At 41.9% G+C, this 17,878-nt stretch carries 13 protein-coding genes; 12 read left to right on the top strand and 1 reads right to left on the bottom strand.

Features of this window, described 5'->3' with window-relative positions:
- Nucleotides 1-56: 56 nt before the first annotated feature.
- The gene (locus AABK40_RS21810) at nt 57-305 is read left to right on the top strand and encodes a hypothetical protein (protein WP_338399387.1); all 249 of its coding nucleotides are present in this window, start codon (nt 57-59) and stop codon (nt 303-305) included.
- A gap of 45 nt (nt 306-350) precedes the next feature.
- On the opposite strand, the gene AABK40_RS21815 is transcribed toward AABK40_RS21810, so the two are convergent.
- A complete protein-coding gene (locus AABK40_RS21815) occupies nt 351-1,361 on the bottom strand; it encodes a hypothetical protein (protein ID WP_338399388.1) in 1,011 nt (336 codons plus the stop codon).
- 542 nt (nt 1,362-1,903) lie between these two features.
- On the opposite strand from AABK40_RS21815, the gene AABK40_RS21820 reads away from it, so the two are divergent.
- The 11 genes from AABK40_RS21820 (at nt 1,904) to AABK40_RS21870 (ending at nt 17,822) form a co-directional block, all read left to right on the top strand.
- Entirely contained in the window at nt 1,904-2,251 is a 348-nt protein-coding gene (locus AABK40_RS21820) for a plasmid mobilization protein (protein ID WP_338399389.1), read from the top strand.
- A complete protein-coding gene (locus AABK40_RS21825; RefSeq protein WP_338399390.1) occupies nt 2,248-5,385 on the top strand; it encodes a relaxase/mobilization nuclease domain-containing protein in 3,138 nt (1,045 codons plus the stop codon). Before AABK40_RS21820 ends, AABK40_RS21825 begins: the two co-directional genes overlap by 4 nt.
- A 52-nt stretch (nt 5,386-5,437) precedes the next feature.
- Nucleotides 5,438-5,749, top strand: coding sequence for a type II toxin-antitoxin system HigB family toxin (locus tag AABK40_RS21830; RefSeq protein ID WP_338399391.1), 312 nt, complete (start codon nt 5,438-5,440; stop codon nt 5,747-5,749).
- Nucleotides 5,746-6,156, top strand: a complete 411-nt coding sequence (locus AABK40_RS21835) for a helix-turn-helix domain-containing protein (protein ID WP_338399392.1) — start codon at nt 5,746-5,748, stop codon at nt 6,154-6,156. The genes AABK40_RS21830 and AABK40_RS21835 overlap by 4 nt, the downstream gene beginning before the upstream one ends.
- A 71-nt stretch (nt 6,157-6,227) precedes the next feature.
- Nucleotides 6,228-7,817 (top strand): ATP-binding protein, encoded by a 1,590-nt coding sequence (locus AABK40_RS21840; RefSeq protein WP_338399393.1) that lies wholly within the window; start codon nt 6,228-6,230, stop codon nt 7,815-7,817.
- A 237-nt stretch (nt 7,818-8,054) separates the two neighbouring features.
- Nucleotides 8,055-9,245 (top strand): hypothetical protein, encoded by a 1,191-nt coding sequence (locus AABK40_RS21845; RefSeq protein WP_338399394.1) that lies wholly within the window; start codon nt 8,055-8,057, stop codon nt 9,243-9,245.
- Nucleotides 9,246-9,247: 2 nt separating this feature from the next.
- A complete protein-coding gene (locus tag AABK40_RS21850) occupies nt 9,248-9,787 on the top strand; it encodes a condensin complex protein MksE (protein ID WP_338399395.1) in 540 nt (179 codons plus the stop codon).
- Nucleotides 9,784-13,485 (top strand): ATP-binding protein, encoded by a 3,702-nt coding sequence (locus AABK40_RS21855; RefSeq protein WP_338399396.1) that lies wholly within the window; start codon nt 9,784-9,786, stop codon nt 13,483-13,485. Before AABK40_RS21850 ends, AABK40_RS21855 begins: the two co-directional genes overlap by 4 nt.
- Complete coding sequence (locus AABK40_RS21860; protein WP_338399397.1) at nt 13,482-14,339, top strand: hypothetical protein; 858 nt, start codon at nt 13,482-13,484, stop codon at nt 14,337-14,339. The genes AABK40_RS21855 and AABK40_RS21860 overlap by 4 nt, the downstream gene beginning before the upstream one ends.
- A gap of 47 nt (nt 14,340-14,386) precedes the next feature.
- Entirely contained in the window at nt 14,387-16,063 is a 1,677-nt protein-coding gene (locus tag AABK40_RS21865; RefSeq protein ID WP_338399398.1) for an AAA family ATPase, read from the top strand.
- Between the two features lie 82 nt (nt 16,064-16,145).
- Nucleotides 16,146-17,822 (top strand): AAA family ATPase, encoded by a 1,677-nt coding sequence (locus AABK40_RS21870; RefSeq protein ID WP_338399399.1) that lies wholly within the window; start codon nt 16,146-16,148, stop codon nt 17,820-17,822.
- The last annotated feature ends 56 nt before the right edge of the window (nt 17,823-17,878 follow it).

The raw sequence follows: 17,878 nt of genomic DNA on the forward strand, positions 1-17,878 counted from the left end.
GACCCTCCGAAATGAGTGGCACGGTCAGACCGAAATAGCCACATCAAAGTCTAAGAATGGATAGGGAGGTGGTATTATCTCAACTTTATAATGTGACCGAGGATAATTTACATATCGAAAGTTTCATGCAACGGTTTATGGACTATAAGTCTGATAATGAAGTTTGTTGGATTCGGAGAATCTCTAAGTTGATTCTTGATTTTTCAAAAATATCGGATGAACAAGAGTACTCAGAGGAGATCAATGAAAAACTTGATAGCCTGATACTGGCTACTCAGCGGGTGAAGGAGCGGCTGAGTGCGTGATTTTACATGGGTGCTTTGTTGGCAGGGGGCACCCTATCAAACTTCTCACCTCACTCCATACACTTTAATTTCAGGATATTTCTTTTGGTACCAAGTCTCATGTACGGGCGAGACATAATTGATGCTTGTAATCCTTGCAAACATATAGCGAAATTCGAGCTCCGTCATTTCAACTCCATTGCCCTGAAAAACCTCCCACTTACACCTATTTCTATCATCAATCATCCGATAAGGTAAAACTACTTTCTCCTCAAAATCATAATCTGACATTCGTCTCCAGTAGTCAATATTTTGGTTGTAGGGGATGGTTCCATAACATAAGGCTCCCTCATTATTATCATAATTTATTCCATTTTCACATTCAGCAAGATATTTGAAATCTTCGCTATCAGGAGGTGTTCCAATATTTGCTTTTGCCTTCTCAATGAGCGGAGTTTTGTAGTCAGTAAAGTTGATCGGTTTATGAAATTCAGCTAAATCCTCGTAAGTGAAGAACCCTTTTTCGGCGGGCGTTATCTTTACGGTGACAGAGGAATTTTGAGTATGATCCGATGGTGGTTCTTTTAAATTTTCAAAAGGGTCAATCTGAACATTGGTGGTATTGTGATTATTTATATCCTTTTGACGATTATTCAGTTTAACTAATTTTGATAGCTTAGTTAAAACACCATTTTTTGACTTTATTTCGGTAGTCCCTTTAGTCTGATAGCTCAGCGTGTTTGGTGATGTAGCAGTCATTTCCAATTCCTCTTTCAAGTTCTGTTTCAGCTGTTGAAGGTGCCTGTCATTTTCATTGACTTGTTGCTCTTCAAGTACTTCTTCGATAATTGCGATGCGTTCATTTAGTAATCCGTTGAACATTACTTCGTGATGGCGAAGGCGTCGGTAGAAGGTGTCTATTTTGACCCCGATTGGAATGACTCCTTTTTTGGTCATCGTTTCAAAAAGCTGTTTCCTTTTCAGCTTTCCCTTCTCGTTAAAACACAGATGATAGGTTTCAATATTGAGGTGTTCAATGATATTTTTGAGAATTTCTTTCCAGCTGAGCTTCGCCATTCTGATTGGAGGTTGATGTTTGATGGGTAATATATAAAAATCAGTATAATTATTCGAATAGTTATAAATTTTTGTTTTTTATTCAGACAGGTGGGCTCCTCAAAAAAGGACATTGAGGGGACATTTTGAGGACATTTTGAGGACAATTTGAGGATGTTTTGGGGACAATATTTTAGGTTAAAGGGACAAATTAAAATTATTACTTAGGTTAAAGGAAGGAAAACACTTTTTGTGATTAATTGGCTAAGTACTATTTATAAATCCATTTTACCCTGATCCTCTTTTTCAACGGATGGAAAAGGCTCTTTTTAATTGTACAGCGAAACGGAAGCCGGTCAGTTTGTTGTAATGTTTAAAGGCTTGCTTGTTATTTGAAAAGATTGTACATTATACTGCGAAGCAGGAGCGAGCCATGTAAAAATCCGGAAAATATAATTTTAGGATTTTTACCACTCGATTTTTTCAGTTCCCTCAAAAATTAGATTCATCGCTTCGCTTTTCATTGTAGTGATCGCTTTGCTCAATATTAACCTTATATTTTTATGCCACGAACAAAAACAATTAACAACAAAGAACGCCGGGTAGAGGTGTCATTTTCACCGGAAGAATTCACTCGTTTGGAGGATTATGCCAAGCAGGGAAAATGTAAAAAGCAGGACATCCTACGTGCACTGGTGATGGAAGAAGGCTCCTTGAAAATCTCTAATCATTCTGAGACGATTGCTTTGGCCAGAGAACTGGTAAGTATCGGTAACAACCTGAATCAGGTCGCAAGAAAACTGAATATGAATGAGTTTTATGCACCCGAAGGAGAGGCATTGAAGACTGTTCGTTCAGAATTGATCGAGTTACTTTGTGAAATCCGCAAGCATTTTAAGTTGAGCCGATGATTGCAAAAACGAACTTAGGAACGAACTTTTTGGGCGTATTCAATTATTGTTTGCAGGAGGGTAAGAATGCCGAAATCCTCGCGGGATCAGAAATGGTGGTATTGTCTGATATACCAAATGAATTAGCTATGCAATTCAATGCTCATGTTGATAGCTTTCAGCATTCGCTTAGTAATAGACTACAAAAAGTGGTGGATCATACCTCTTTGAGTTTTGCTCCTGAAGACGAGGTAAGCAATGAACAAATGGCAGAGATTGCAAAGGCTTTTATCAAGCAGAAAGGTTACGACGATTGTGACTATGTAGTGATCAAACACAACGATACAGATCATCAGCATGTGCACCTTGTTTTGAGCCGAGTGGATAAAAATGGGAAGGTGGTCAAGGACTCTTTCAACTACCTTGATAACAGCAAAATTACCACGGCATTGGAGCAAGAATTTGGTCTTCACCCTTCGAATGATCTATCGCAGGAAGTGGGTTTTGACTTTGAAGTCCGAGACCGTAATCCTAAGATGATGAAGGCGATGCAATCCATTAAAAGTACAATTGATGGATTAGTTGGTAGTCAGTTGGTAAGGAATGAATTTGAACTGGAAAAAGCACTGAAAGATCAGGGGATTGATGTTCAGCTGAAGCAGGAGGACGGGCAGTTGCAAGGCTTGAGTTTCAAGGTGGACGGCTTTGCTTTTTCGGGCAGTAAAATTGGTTGGTCGGCATCAACGATTGACCACTACTTGCATGGAGGCGCAGAGAAAGGGGAGAGCCTAAAGCCATTTTTTGAGCAGGTAAAAAAAGAGATTGTCCCCGAATGTAAAAGTTTGGATGATTTTGTGGCATTGATGAAAATCCGTAATGAAGTAGATGTAAATGTTTTGGTACAGTCCAAGACCCAAAAGCCTTATGGAGTTTCCTTTAAAATGGCAGACGGGACTAAGGTCAAGGGGAGTGAAGTAGGGGTGAAGATTGGTGAATTGGTCGAGGCAATCCACAAGAACAATGACGGATTGACGGTAGATGCGACCAATGCAAAGGAAATTGTTCAGCAGATTTTCAAATCCTCAAAGGATGAACATGATTTTTTTACCCGCTTGCAGGAAGTTGGGATAAAAGGAGAGATTTTAAAGCATTCTAAGACAGGGAAAGATTACGGAGTGCAATTCCATCTACCGAACAGCGACAAGCCAGTGAAGGGGAGTGCAGTGGGCGTGTCGTTCGGAAAATTACGCAAGCATTTCCCCGAAGTACCAAAAGAAGAACGGGCGATTAAGGAAGTAATGCGGGAAGCTGAATCGGTGGGGCAAATGGCGCAGGAATTAAATCAAAAATACGGCATTCAGATGAATGCGGTAACCGAAGCGACCACGGGGGAGCTGTCATCCTTTTCATTTTCCCTTGCAGACGGCAGCACAATTTCGGATAGTGATATTGGGTTGAATGCACAGCAGATTCAGACAGGGGCGCAACAAACTCAACCGCAGGAGCAATCGCCGCTGGACTCAAAGGTTCAGTTTGAGTTGTTGGTAAGCAATCTAATCAAAGAAGCCGAATCCATTACCGACTTGCAGGGAGTTCAGACCAAGCTGAAAGATGACTACGGCATTGAAATGAATCTTTCCTATGACCAATATTCAGGACAGCCTGACGGGATAAACTTTGTACTGCCTAACGGTCAAAAATTCCGTGGATCGGACATGGAGGCGACCACTCAAAAAATCCTCAAGGAGATTTATCAATCACCTACCCGTGATGCGATTCATTTGGCAATGAAGACCACGGACAATTTCTATGATTTTTCGGCAATGTTGGAAAAGGAAAATATCTCATTTGATTTTGAGCGTCATAGACACACGAAAGAGATATATGGATTGAAATACAAGGTTGGAAAAATGACGTTCAAGGGTTCGGATTTGAAGGCGAGTTATGGCGTGGTGAATAAGGCTTTGGTTTCCAACGCCACGATGAATCAACTTGTGAAAATAATCCGTGGGGAGCAAAAAGAATGGAGCAACACCATTCGGGCAATGGTCATGACCCAATCCTTGGGCAAGCCACATTGGGCGAAGATGATTCCGTTTTTTAGAAAGCGGGGCTTTGAGGTGGAGAAATCAGCAAAAGGGGACTTGAAAATTTCCAACCACGCTCAAAGTTTCAAGCTATCTGAATTGATGAATGCCCTTGGTGAAGAGCGTTTCAAACAGGCGGTCAAAGAGCAGAAGAAGGAAATGATTAAGTATGATAAAATGTTTCTCAATGCTTTTTTGCGCAGTCAGACCACCAAGGATTTCAATGGTGAATTGGAGGAAACGGGCATTGAGCAAAAGCAAAACAAAGCCCTTGGCGATACTGAATTTTGGAAGGATGAAGATAAGCAGATGTTCAATCGGGGGGATTTCAATATTTCCGACAAGCAAATGAAAACCATGTTTGAACATCAATTGCTACGCTTGCAGATCACCAACGCCCTGTATCTTAACCGCAGGTTTGAAGGCTTTGAGAAAAAAATGGAGGTTTATGGTGTGAAGGTAAAGCGCACGGAAAAGCAGTTAGGAAGCGGGAAGGCAGTCAAGGGAATGAATTTCATCCTTGCGGACGGGCGACAGGTGAGCTCACGGGATTTGGGAATTTCGGACTTTGCCTTTAGCAAGAATCTTCGGTGCAAAAGTGAAAAGTTTGGGCAGGTGTTCAATGCTTTTGTCAAGGCGGTCGAAGCCACGGACAATTACATAGACATGAAAAATTGGCTGATAAACCACCACAATATCAAGATTGGGGTGGACGAGAAGCACGGTTTTTCATTGTTTGATGTAGAAAACAATATCACCGTGCCGTTGGAGGATTGTGGAATAGGCTTGAAGCCGTTGGGCTTTGATAGCATCGAGTTGGCAGTGATCGAGAGCCGAAGCGAAGAGCAGGAGTATCCATCTGCCTACCCAATGGAATGGAGTGGGGGAGGTGGATCATCGGGAGGCGGTGACTTTTGGGATGATCTGATGCAGACTTTAGCAACCTTAACTCAAGGCGGGGGAGGCGGTGGCGCGGGTCATGGTGGTAAACAGCGTGATGATGATGACGATGAGGATTTGTTTAAGAAGCGGAAGCGGAGAGCGATGGGTTTTGGGATGGAGATGTAGTCTTATGCTGAATTATTTTTGATATAATTAATTAAAACGTGTACTTTTGCGTATGTTAAAGAAGAGAAATAGGATTATTAGTAAAAAGCGGATTCATGATTTCGCACAAGATCATCCGGATAGCTTGGTACCTCTTAAAAAGTGGATGATTACGGTTGAAAGTGGTTCTTTCTCTAATTTTCAAGATCTAAAAAGTGCATTCAGAGCACCCGATAAAGTGGGAAAGAATGTGGTGTTTAACATTGGAGCAAATAAATTTCGGTTAGTCGCCAAAGTAGAATTTTATGAAACAGGGGCTACCTTTTTCATTCGTGGTCTGTTTACGCACAAAGCATATGATCAACAAAAAATAGAAAAGCTATGAGAATAAAAAATGACAATGAGCTTGATATAGCGATTGCTCAGCTGGATTTATTTTTGGAAAAAGAGGAGCTCAACACCGTCGAGCATATTTTCAAGGATGCGCTGACCGATGCAATTGAAGCCTATGAAGACGAGCGTTTTTCTGATTTGGGCAAATTGTCTGTTCAGGAATATTTATTATCTGAACTTGAAGAACAAGGCTTACAAAAACAGGATTTGATCCCTTATTTTGGTTCAAAACAAAGCATATCCAACTTCTTTGCAGGAAAGCACCCGTCAAAAGATATTATTGCGAGATTAGTTCAGTACTTCAATGTGCCAGCTGCTTTGTTTTTCAATCAGGACAATTACCCAATACAACCAGTATCTCCAATGAATTCAGGACACTCTCAAGGCATGAACTCTTAAGGTTGAATTGAAGATCAGGAATCTCTCAAATTTCAGTATCTTTAACCACCATACAAAAAATGGATAATCCCATGAGCCAAAGACAAGCATTACCGATCGGAATACAGACTTTTGAAAGCCTTAGATCTTCTAAGGATGATTTTTTGTATATCGATAAAACAGCGCAGATTTACGAAATGACCAAGCTTAGTGTTGGTTATTACTTCCTTTCCCGCCCACGCCGTTTCGGTAAGTCAATGCTGTGCTCGACTATGCAGGTTCTTTTTGAAGGAAAGCAAGAGTTGTTCGAAGGTTTGTACATCCATGATAAATGGGATTGGTCGGAGCAATATCCGGTGGTAAGGATTGATTTGAGTGGGATAAACTATGAAAACCTTGAGTCGGTTAAAGTTCAGCTTGAGAACTCCTTGTTAAAAAATTGTCTTAAACATGGGCTAAGTTATGAAGATTTAATTCTGAAGGGATTAGGGCCAAAGTTTGGCGAGATGATTGAAGCTTTGTACCAAAAATACAATAAAAAAGTCGTCATACTTATTGATGAGTATGATAAACCTATTCAAGACACGTTATCGAATGACGATGACTTGGCTTCAAAATCATTAGATGTTCTTCGTGGATTTTATTCAGCCATCAAAGCCTCAGATCAGTATATCCGTTTTTGCTTCATGACCGGCATTACCAAGTTCACGGGTGTTGGCCTATTTAGCGGTGCGAATAATTTCAATGATATCTCCTTAGATAAGCGATATGCTTCTGTTTGCGGCTTTACTCAAAATGAATTGGACAACTGCTTTGGTGATTACTTCGATGGGGTAAATATGGAGGAGGTTCAGGCATGGTATAATGGCTACAACTACCTCGGGGACAGGGTTTACAATCCATTTGACATTTTAATATTTTTGGACAAAGGGGCTAAGTTCGATAATTATTGGTGGGATTCTGGTCAGCCTTCTTTTTTGACCAAGATGTTTGAAAAAGGAGCGTATGAAACGTATGATCTGGAAAATTTGGAGTTATCTTCTCAAGAGTTAAAACAGTTTACGCTCAGTAATTTGAACTTACCCTCTTTGCTCTGGCAGGCAGGTTACTTGACGATTACGGAAGAGATTCAGGAGCCTTTTGGCGGGAGTAGTTATGTGCTTGCCACGCCAAATCGTGAAGTTCGAATGACCTTGAATATGCTCTTTTTGATTAGCCTGACTTCGGTAGAATCTAACCGACTTTTGAAAAGAAATGAAGCTGTCCGGAGCTTATTTAAAAATGATTTGGGTGGATTCGAAGCCAGTGTCCGTGCGATGTTTGCTGCCATTCCTTTCAATAATTATGTGCAAAACAACATTCAAAAATATGAGGGGTTCTACGCTTCGGTGATGTTCAGTTTCATGGCTGGACTTGGGCTTAAATGCAGAACGGAAGAAACCAATTCAGCAGGACGCATCGATATGGTGATGGAAAGCCCAACGCATATTTATGTGATTGAATTTAAGGTCAATGCACCAAAACCTGAAGGTGATGAAAGAGGCGAGGCATTGGATCAGATTCATATGAAAAAATACTATGAACCGTATCTGAATGATGGCCGGAATATTGTGCTGATCGGGATGCATTTTAGCGAGGAGAAAAAGAATTTGGATTGGTTTAAGGCGGAGGAGTTAAGCTGAAGTTAATGATTAAGTTCGATATCTATTGTTGTTCTATTAGATATTTCGGTGAAGTTACAGTAGGGTGCAATCGTAAGGTGCCACCTTACCGTGTTCAAAAATTGCACTTGCAAGGGATTACGAAGTGATCCGATTGTAGGGTGGCTCCCCTTAAATATTATTCTTAATCAGTGGGAAAAAATGTATCCTCCATTTATCTTGTGGTTTTTGAATTTTTGACGAACAGGAACAACAATTATGGAGGGATTTTCCTCAGTTACGGAGGTCATCGGGATACTGAATTCTTCCAAGGACTTGCTGCAGGAGATGTTTACGAAGCGGAACGATCTGTCTTTTCGTTTTGAGCATGCTTTGGAGTTGATGGAGGAGGATAAACTGAATCAGCTTTTGTTGCGTGGGGTGATTGAACAGTCGGGGAATTATCTGAGTATTTCGGATGATATTTTTACTTTTCTGGAGACGGTTTTGGGGGCTTCTGAGGAGATCAACACGGCTTTTATCAATGACCTGATCGCGAGTCTGAAGCAGAATATCAAGTATTTTCTTGGAGAGGAGAAGAGTGGCAAGAAGGCGCAATATCTGACCAAAGCGAAGCAGAACCTTCGGCGCATAGGGAAGAGCTGTTACCGTTCGGTGGTGGATCTGAACAGAAATGTGGAGCAGGTTTTTAAGACGGAGCCGAGTTTTAAGCTAAAGAAGGAGAAACTGACGCACTTCGATCAGAAGAGCCGTGATGTGCGGGAGTTGATGAACCAGACGGAGCAGTTGCTTCGGGAGGAGCATTTGTTTTTTACCACGGCGCTCGATGATGAGCTTTCCGATTTGATGCACGAGCTCCGCAAGCAGCTTTCTGAAACAGCACACAATCTGATTGAACTCCAAAGACAGATTATTGATTACCTGAATCAAGTCAAATTTCAAACGGATGTGGCACAAAAGCTCGATCAGCTTAAGGCGCTCAAGGATAATTTGGTGCTCGAAGGGCAGACCAATATTCGGTCGGTTTTGCAGGCGAATTCGGATGTGATTTTCGAGGCTGAATCCAAGGCACGGATCAAGCTGGGCTTGCCTCAACTCGATGAGGATGAGGTTTATGATCTGATCCGGAAGATTCACGAGCAAAAGCTCAAGGGCAAGAAGCGAAAGATGCAGGTGGCGCCACCGCTGAGCGAGGAAGACCTTGCTTTGTCGGCTTCCAAAGAAATTTTCATTGATACCGAAGCACTGAAAAACAGCTTTATGGCTTCAGGAAACCACCTTTTTGCCTTCATTCAACAATATGAATATCCTCGACAGGTAGATTTTGAAGAGCAAGTTTTGCTGTACTGTCAATTGATTTCCATTTATGGCGATGAGCTTGAATTTACGGGCGAACACGCCACTTTTGAGCAGACAGAATACGCCATTGTTTATCCCAAAAGCCTTTAATCATGAAATATAAAGCACAAATATTTGAACGCCTATCCAAGGGTAAATTTATCTGTTCCAACGCCAAGGAAGACCGACCGTTGTATGATGCAGTCGAGGAACATCTGGAACAATTACAGCAGGATTTTGGGGAACTAAACTTTTTGCTGGAGCAGGGCGACGGCTATTTTTATTTTTCCCGACGAGAAAACAAGGCCGCACTTGATCGTAAGTTAAAGGCTGCTTTCAAGTGGATTGATTATATGGATTTTTTCAGGACGTTCAATAGCTCTTTTTCGGCAGGGGTTCACTTTTCCATTGCTGAAATTGCAGGCGAATTGAAGGTCAATACAGCATTAAAAGAAAAGCTTAGAATTTTCAGTAAAGGCACCGCAAGCAGCGAGTTGGAGATGTTACAGAAACTGACCACTGAATTGGTGAACGAGGGCTTTTTGGCGGTGGAAGATGGGCTGGAGTCAAGCTACCGCGTTCTTTCATCTTGGGGGTACCTCGAGAAACTGATCCTAAAAATTGATATTACCGAAGATTTACACCATTCATGAGATATTTAAACAAAGTCATTTTTATCAATAGTGCCTCAGTAAAATTTGCTTCGGTAGAGCTGGACGGCAATGTACATTTGATTGGAACGCAGGGGGTCGGGAAAAGCACCTTGTTACGTGCAATATTGTATTTTTATAATGTGAATGGTAGCGGATTGGGTATTCCTTCGGGGCCAACAAGCAAGTCGTTTACGGATTACTATTTGCCTTTTGGGAATTCTTATTTGGTATATGAGGTCAAAAAGGAGACGGGGACGTATTGCGTGATGGCTTTCAAGCATCGGTCGGGGATTGCCTTCCGATTCATTGATGCGCCTTTTCAGGAAAAGCTGTTTATGGATACAGACGGTGCCGTTTTTGAGCGTTGGGATCAGGTACAAAAGGCGTTATTGACCGAGAAAATTTCCTATTCAAAAATTGTTTCGCAGAACAATCAATTCCGTGACATAATTTATGGCAATGGCAAGCAGGGACTTGGTTTTAAGAAATATGCGATCATGGAGTCGCGTAAGTATGGCAATATCCCCAAGACGATTCAGTCGATTTTTCTGAATGCAAAGCTGGATGCCGATTTCATCAAAAAAACGATCATCTCTTCTTTGGACAATGAAGATCATCAAATTGATTTGATGGCTTATAATAAACATCTGGAGACTTTTGATCGGCAGATGCAGGATATCCGAGGGTTTAATGAGCCACGCTGTCAAAATATTTGCAAAAAAATAGAGGAGCAACGCAAGGAGTATAGCCGACAATTAGGTGCGATGAGCGAGACCGCCGAGCAGTTTCAGCGCCTGTATCATTTGTATCAACAGCAGTCACCTTTGCAAAAGCAATGGTTGTCAGACTTGGAGCAGGGCAGTCGGGAATTGGGACAAAAAATCGAAGATTGCAAGCGACAGTATGCTCAGCAGCGCAGTGAGCTGGATGGTCAATTGGGGGGCGTCAGGAACAAGATTGAGGAGGCTAAGCGATATTTGAAAGAATATGAGGCGATGGATATTCAGTCGATTATTGATCAGGTGAAGCAGGCGCCTGTGCTTCAGAATGAAAAAAGCGGTTTAGAAAATAAGAAGGCAGTGCTATTGGAGCAGTCCACCGAGATTGCGCAACAGTTCAATAATTTGCAGTTGGCGGAAGAGCAAAAATTATCGGCGCAAAAAAATCAGCTGAAGGAGCAGGAGATTGTTTTGGACAAGCAGTTGCTTCGGGCGAAGGAGGAATTGAACGTTCAGAAACAACAACAGGCAGATGATTTGCGGGATCGTCAGCAAGAAAAGGTGGCCGTTCTGGATGCGGATATGGAGCAGGCAAATCAGCAAAAAACGGATCAGCAGGTGAAGGTGGAAGCCGTTAAGCATCATTCATTTTTTCAGGCAGAACGGGAAGCGGTGCAAGGTAAGCGCGCTACTTTGACGGCGGATGTTCAACAAAAATCACAATTGTTGGCTGAGCTGAAACAGGAGCAAAGCCAATTGAAAGGACAGTTTGCTTTGGATGATCGAGAGCTGAAATATGGTCATCAGCAAAAAGAAGATGCACTGAAAAAACATCAGCAATCGGCGCAGGAGTTCCTTGATTTGTGGCAACAAAAGCTCGATGATTCCAAGGATTCTTTCTATGCTTGGTTGGATGAGCACCAGCCCCATTGGCAGTCGAATATCGGTAAGGTGGTGCGGGAAGAGGTGCTTTTTTCTAAGCAGGTGGAAGCGCAGTTAGATGCTGCTGCTTCAGGAAGTTTCTTTGGTGTGGCGTTGAATGTGGATCAGTTGCCTGACGGAAATTATTCGCAGGAGAATATGCATCAGCAGATCAAGCAGGGGGAAAAGCAGTTGCAAGATTTGGCGCAGGAGCATCAGCAATTAGTGGGCGAATTTGAGCTTTCAGCACAAAAACTTCAGGCGGCTTTCAATAAGAAAAATGGGGCACTGACTACACAAATTGATACGCTGACTTATGAACATCAGCAGGCGCAGAGAAAAATTCGTGATGCAGAGGCAGAGTTGAAAAGTTTGGAAGAACGGGCAACGGTTGAAAAGCAGGAGAAAATTGCTGAAGCACAAGAGCAATTGAGCTTTGCAAAATCGAAGGTGGAGCAACTCAAAGGTCAAAAATCAGCACTTGCTTCGCAACTCAAAGCGGATTTGCAGGCATTGAGGACGAGATTTGATGAGGAGGAAAAGCAACTGATTGAAGCGACGGAAGAAGAGCGTGAAGGTTTGCAGGCGAAGGCGCATCAGGCGGAGTTGGCTTTTGAACAAACAACGAAAAAGCTGTTGGCCGAAAGAGATCAGGCCTTGGCTTCGAAAGGGGTGGACACCGAGCAGGTTGGGCGCATTGAGGCGGAAATCAAGGAGCTTGACCGGCAATTACAGCAGATTGAAGGGCATAAGGAAACGGTGTTGATTTATCAAAGTCGCAAAAGGGATTTGCTGGATCATTTGCCGAAATTTGAACGGGAGGAGTTGGCTTTGCAGTCGAAATTGATCGAAACCGAGCAAGATTTTGTGACGCAGGAGAAAGATTTTATTCGTCAGCTGTCGGATCGTAAACAGCAGACGGAGCAACAGCGCAAGGTTTGTGATCATATTTCGGAGGGAATTTTGGTTTATCAAAAGCAGTTTGAAAATGGTTCTTTGTATCAATATCTGAAGTCTGAAAACATGGTGATTGACACAGAAGAAACGGATCATTCAGCGGATTTGAGCCGAAGAAAAATTGATTTGCAGGAGAAAGCGAGTGTTTATCTGCTTCAATTGCATGAGCTGGAGAGCCATCGGGAAGCGGCCTTGGATGGTCTGAAAAAGCAAACCAATAGATTCTTCACTTGTGTGGATCAGGACAATATTTTCAGTTTGAGACAACCGCCCTTAGAGACGGAAAAACTATTGAACTTTGCGAAGGAGTTGCGTCAGTTTATTGCTGAAAATAAAATCAAATTGTTCGAAGAGCGTAGTAGTGAGCGTTTTACCCATATCATCAATTCGATTGGTAAAGAAACGGGCGAATTGGTGAATTTGACCGGTAAAGTTCAGCGCATTATTCAGAAGGTAAATCGTGATTTTACGGAGAAAAACTTCGTTGGGGCGGTCAAGAAAATTGAAATGAAAGTCGAGGACAGCCGGAATGCTTTAGTGGTTTTACTGAAAGAAATTAAAGCATATAATGATGAAAATCAATATGCAATGGGCTCAATGAACTTATTCTCTGATGCTTCGGGATCACAGGGGGAGAAGGTGAGTGATTTGCTGGGAAGACTGAACAAGGTTTTGGCGAATGAAAAGCGGGAGAAGCTGGATCTTTCGGATGCTTTTGAGTTGATGTTCAGAGTGGAAGAAAACCAAAATGATACGGGTTGGGTCGAACGCCTTTCGAGTGTGGGCTCCGACGGAACGGATATTTTGGTCAAGGCGATGGTCTATATTATGCTCTTGAATGTCTATAAGGATGATTCTTCCAAAAAATTCAAAGACTTCAAACTGCATTGTATGATGGATGAGATTGGGAAATTGCACCCGAACAACGTCAAGGGGATCTTGAAATTTGCCAACGATCGTAATATTCTATTGATCAATGGCTCACCGACCGAGAGTAATCCTTTGAGTTACCGTCACATCTATCGATTGGATAAAAATCATCAGACCAATCATACGATGGTAACCAAAATTATCAGCAATAAACAAAGCGCCTTGGCATGAAAATCAATATAGCGCAAGCGAAAGTACTTTTACAACTGAAGGCGGGGGAGACCTTGCCTTCAAGTAAAATAAATTTGAAACTGGCAATTTGGCAAAAGATGGTCGAGGATCAGCTTGTGCTGGTTCAGCAAATCAATCGCCGATCGAAAAGTATTTTCTTGAATCCAAATCTTCCGTTTGATGCTTATTTACAGAGTCATTTTGGGATTGATGACTTGGAGCAATACCTTGTGTTTTTAGAAGAAAAGGAGAAGGTTGATCGGGCCTCAGCCATAAAAGTAAGTAGCGATTCGAAAGTTCGGCATCAGCGTACCTTTTTTGGTTTTATGGTGACCGTTTTGGAGCCGCTGACGACCACCTTGAATGGTCAGGAATTTATTCTTCACCCTACGCAAGGTGCTTTTCATTTTATTTATGATTACGAGCAGTTCATTATTCCTGAGGATGTAGTAGTGGTCGGGGTTGAGAATGCGGAGAATTTCAGGCAGCTGCACAAGCAAAAGCACCTGTTTACCGATGGCCCTTATATGTTTGTTTCCCGCTATCCACAGAATAAAGATTTTGTCCGTTGGATGCAGAAAAATAATCATCCATATCTACACTTTGGAGATTTTGATTTTGCAGGAATAAATATTTTTCTTTCGGAATATGCCACCCATTTGGGGGATCGTGCCAAGCTGTTAATTCCACACGATTTTGAGTTTTCTTTAGCCAAATACGGCAACAAAAAATTATACGATCAGCAGTTGAATCATTATCAGTTGGCGGCTTTACCGAAGGAGTACACATGGATTATCGAGCTGTTTCATCAATACAAAAAATGCTTGGAGCAGGAGGTTTTTATAGAAAGTTGATTTAATCTAAAATCCTTATATTGCATCCAAAGCACAAAATCAGCATCATGAAGAACTTACCCATAGGCAAATCCGATTTCAGGCAGATCCGACAAGCTGGCGATTATTATATTGATAAATCCTTGTTGATCGAGGATATCATGAAGAATAGTGCGCAAACCTATCTGTTTCCACGTCCACGTCGATTTGGTAAGACGCTCAACATGAGTATGCTGAAGTATTTTTATGATGTGCAGGGTGCCGAAGAAAATGCGAAGCTGTTTGATGGTTTGGCGATTCAGAAGTCTGATGCATGGCAACACCAAGGGAAGTACCCCGTTATTTTCCTTTCTTTCAAAGAATTGAAGTGTGCTTCGATGGACATTTTCATTGAAAAAAGTCTGTTCTATTTTTCATCTTATATTGAAAGAAATTTTCCTTATTTGGAACACATGGAAGGCTTGGTCAGAAGTGAGAAACGCCTTTTACTTCGCTTGTTGGATATGGAAGTCAATCAAACAGAATTGGAGGCGACCCTACGATTATTGTGCGATTTACTGAAAAGATACCATGGTACCGCCCCCGTGCTTTTGATCGACGAATACGACGCACCTATCCACGCCTCTTACAGCTATGGCTATTTTGATGAGATGATTGCCTTCATGCGAAATTTCCTTTCAGCGGGATTTAAGGACAATGAAAACCTGACCAAGGGAGCCATCACGGGTATTTTGCGGGTAGCGAAGGAGAATATTTTTTCGGGGCTGAATAATATCATTACCTATTCCATTCTCAATGCCAATTTTTCGGAAAGATTCGGTCTGACGCAGGCAGAGGTAGATCAGCTATTGGATGATGCGGATTCTGCTGAAAATCGTGATGCGGTGGCTGAATGGTACAATGGGTATTCCTTTGGTGGAACGACGCAGATTTATAATCCGTGGTCGATTCTCAATTATGTGGCGCATCCCAAAGATGGTTTGAAGCCTCATTGGGTCAATACTTCCTCCAATGATCTGATCAAGGAGATTTTGCCGAAGGCAGATAAGGAAACGCAGGATGTTTTGTTCGATTTATTGAAAGGGAAGAAGGTAACGACTTCGATTGAAGAGTTTACGGTATTCAAGGATTTGTACGCAGGAAAGAACGCGACTGTATTGGGGCTTTTGCTTTTCAGTGGTTACCTGACGGCCGAGGTGTTTGATCATTTTCAATCCTATAAATTGCGCATCCCGAACAAGGAAATTGAGCTCATGTTTCGCCGTATGCTCGAAGGTTATTTGGGAAATGGTGTTACTCAGGCTGGGGATACTGATTTGATGAAGGCTTTGTTGGAACAAAGAGCCAACACTTTTGCCGACGCTTTGGCGCAATATGTAAAAACATCTTTCAGTTATTTTGATATCGGCAAAGAAGGCAATAGCGAAAAAATCTATCACGCTTTTATGTTGGGCTTGTTGGCGCATTTGGATAAGGATTACCATATCCGATCGAACCGAGAAGTCGGCTACGGACGTGCAGATATTTATTTTTACCCCAAAGACGCTTCCAATCCAAAAGCATGGATTTTGGAATTCAAGAAGAAAGACAAAGATGACAAAGGCGACTTGCAATCCCTTGCCGAAGATGCCTTAAAGCAAATCCATGAGCGGGATTATCTGGATGAAATCAAAGCGCATGGACACACGGATTTTTTGTGTATGGGCGTTGCTTTTGAGGGGAAAGAGGTGGTTTGTGCTTTTTAAAAGGCATTTGGGCAACCAATGTTTAGCTTAAAGCAAAACTGAAAAAATCCTTATATTGCATTCAAAGCACAAAATCAGCATCATGAATAATTTACCCATAGGCAAATCCGATTTTCGACAAATTCGACAGGCAGGCGATTATTATATTGACAAATCTTTGTTGATCGAGGATATTATGAAAAATGGTGCACAAACCTATCTGTTTCCTCGTCCACGTCGATTTGGTAAGACGCTCAACATGAGTATGCTGAAGTATTTTTATGATGTGCAGGAAGCCGAAGAGAATGCCAAACTGTTTGATGGTTTGGCGATTCAGAAGTCTGACGCATGGCAACACCAAGGGAAGTATCCTGTGATTTTTCTTTCTTTCAAAGAATTGAAGTGTGCTTCGATGGAAGATTTCAAGGCGAAGTTTATTTCTTTTTTGGGGAATTTGATCCGCCGTCAATTTAAAGCATTACTCAACTCGGATGCTTTGGATGAGTTTGATCTTGATTATTTAAAAGGCATCGTTCGACGAACTACGGACTGGTTGGAGGTCGAAAGATTTCTTGCTGATCTGAGTTATATGCTCAATATTCACTATGGAGCCAAGCCGATTATCCTGATCGACGAATACGACGCACCTATCCACGCCTCTTACAGCTATGGCTATTTTGATGAGATGATTGCCTTTATGCGTAATTTCCTTTCAGCGGGATTTAAGGACAATGAAAACCTGACCAAAGGAGCCATCACGGGGATCTTGCGCGTAGCGAAGGAGAATATTTTTTCGGGACTGAATAATATCATTACCTATTCCATTCTCAATGCCAATTTTTCGGAAAGATTCGGTCTGACGCAGGCAGAGGTAGATCAGCTATTGGATGATGCGGGTTCTGCTGAAAATCGTGATGCGGTGGCTGAATGGTACAATGGGTATTCCTTTGGAGGAACGACTCAGATCTACAATCCGTGGTCGATTCTTAATTATGTGGCACATCCAAAAGATGGACTGAAGCCTCATTGGGTCAATACTTCCTCCAATGATCTGATCAAGGAAATTTTGCCGAAGGCAGATAAGGAGACGCAGGATGTATTGTTCGATTTGCTGAAAGGGAAGAAGGTGACGACTTCGATTGAAGAGTTTACGGTGTTCAAGGATTTATACGCAGGAAAGAATGCGACCGTATTGGGGCTTTTGCTTTTCAGTGGTTACCTGACGGCCGAGGTGTTTGATCATTTTCAATCCTATAAATTGCGCATCCCGAACAAGGAAATTGAGCTCATGTTTCGCCGTATGCTCGAAGGTTATTTGGGTAATGGTGTTACTCAGGCTGGGGATACTGATTTGATGAAGGCTTTGTTGGAACAAAGAGCCAACACTTTTGCCGACGCTTTGGCGCAATATGTAAAAACATCTTTCAGTTATTTTGATATCGGCAAAGAAGGCAATAGCGAAAAAATCTATCACGCTTTTATGTTGGGCTTATTGGCGCATTTGGACAAGGATTACCATATTCGATCGAATAGAGAAGTCGGTTACGGGCGTGCGGATATTTATTTTTACCCCAAAGATACTTCCAATCCAAAAGCGTGGATTTTGGAATTCAAGAAGAAAGACAAAGATGACAAAGGCGACTTGCAATCTCTTGCCGAAGATGCCTTAAAACAAATCCATGACAGGGATTATCTGGATGAAATCAAAGCTCATGGGCATACGGATATTTTGTGTATGGGTGTTGCTTTTGAGGGGAAAGAGGTGGTTTGTGCTTTTTGATGAGTATAGTGCTACAGTGAATTTCTATCTAAAAAATATCACTTAAGAAAAGTTAA

It is taken from the genome of Persicobacter psychrovividus, from assembly GCF_036492425.1.
Classification (GTDB): domain Bacteria; phylum Bacteroidota; class Bacteroidia; order Cytophagales; family Cyclobacteriaceae; genus Persicobacter; species Persicobacter psychrovividus.

Bases quoted from the DNA above. Each gene is read 5' to 3' on its own strand.
- AABK40_RS21810 (WP_338399387.1), top strand. From the start codon at position 57: ATGGATAGGGAGGTGGTATTATCTCAACTTTATAATGTGACCGAGGAT.
- AABK40_RS21815 (WP_338399388.1), bottom strand. From the start codon at position 1,361: ATGGCGAAGCTCAGCTGGAAAGAAATTCTCAAAAATATCATTGAACAC.
- AABK40_RS21820 (WP_338399389.1), top strand. From the start codon at position 1,904: ATGCCACGAACAAAAACAATTAACAACAAAGAACGCCGGGTAGAGGTG.
- AABK40_RS21825 (WP_338399390.1), top strand. From the start codon at position 2,248: ATGATTGCAAAAACGAACTTAGGAACGAACTTTTTGGGCGTATTCAAT.
- AABK40_RS21830 (WP_338399391.1), top strand. From the start codon at position 5,438: ATGTTAAAGAAGAGAAATAGGATTATTAGTAAAAAGCGGATTCATGAT.
- AABK40_RS21835 (WP_338399392.1), top strand. From the start codon at position 5,746: ATGAGAATAAAAAATGACAATGAGCTTGATATAGCGATTGCTCAGCTG.
- AABK40_RS21840 (WP_338399393.1), top strand. From the start codon at position 6,228: ATGAGCCAAAGACAAGCATTACCGATCGGAATACAGACTTTTGAAAGC.
- AABK40_RS21845 (WP_338399394.1), top strand. From the start codon at position 8,055: ATGGAGGGATTTTCCTCAGTTACGGAGGTCATCGGGATACTGAATTCT.
- AABK40_RS21850 (WP_338399395.1), top strand. From the start codon at position 9,248: ATGAAATATAAAGCACAAATATTTGAACGCCTATCCAAGGGTAAATTT.
- AABK40_RS21855 (WP_338399396.1), top strand. From the start codon at position 9,784: ATGAGATATTTAAACAAAGTCATTTTTATCAATAGTGCCTCAGTAAAA.
- AABK40_RS21860 (WP_338399397.1), top strand. From the start codon at position 13,482: ATGAAAATCAATATAGCGCAAGCGAAAGTACTTTTACAACTGAAGGCG.
- AABK40_RS21865 (WP_338399398.1), top strand. From the start codon at position 14,387: ATGAAGAACTTACCCATAGGCAAATCCGATTTCAGGCAGATCCGACAA.
- AABK40_RS21870 (WP_338399399.1), top strand. From the start codon at position 16,146: ATGAATAATTTACCCATAGGCAAATCCGATTTTCGACAAATTCGACAG.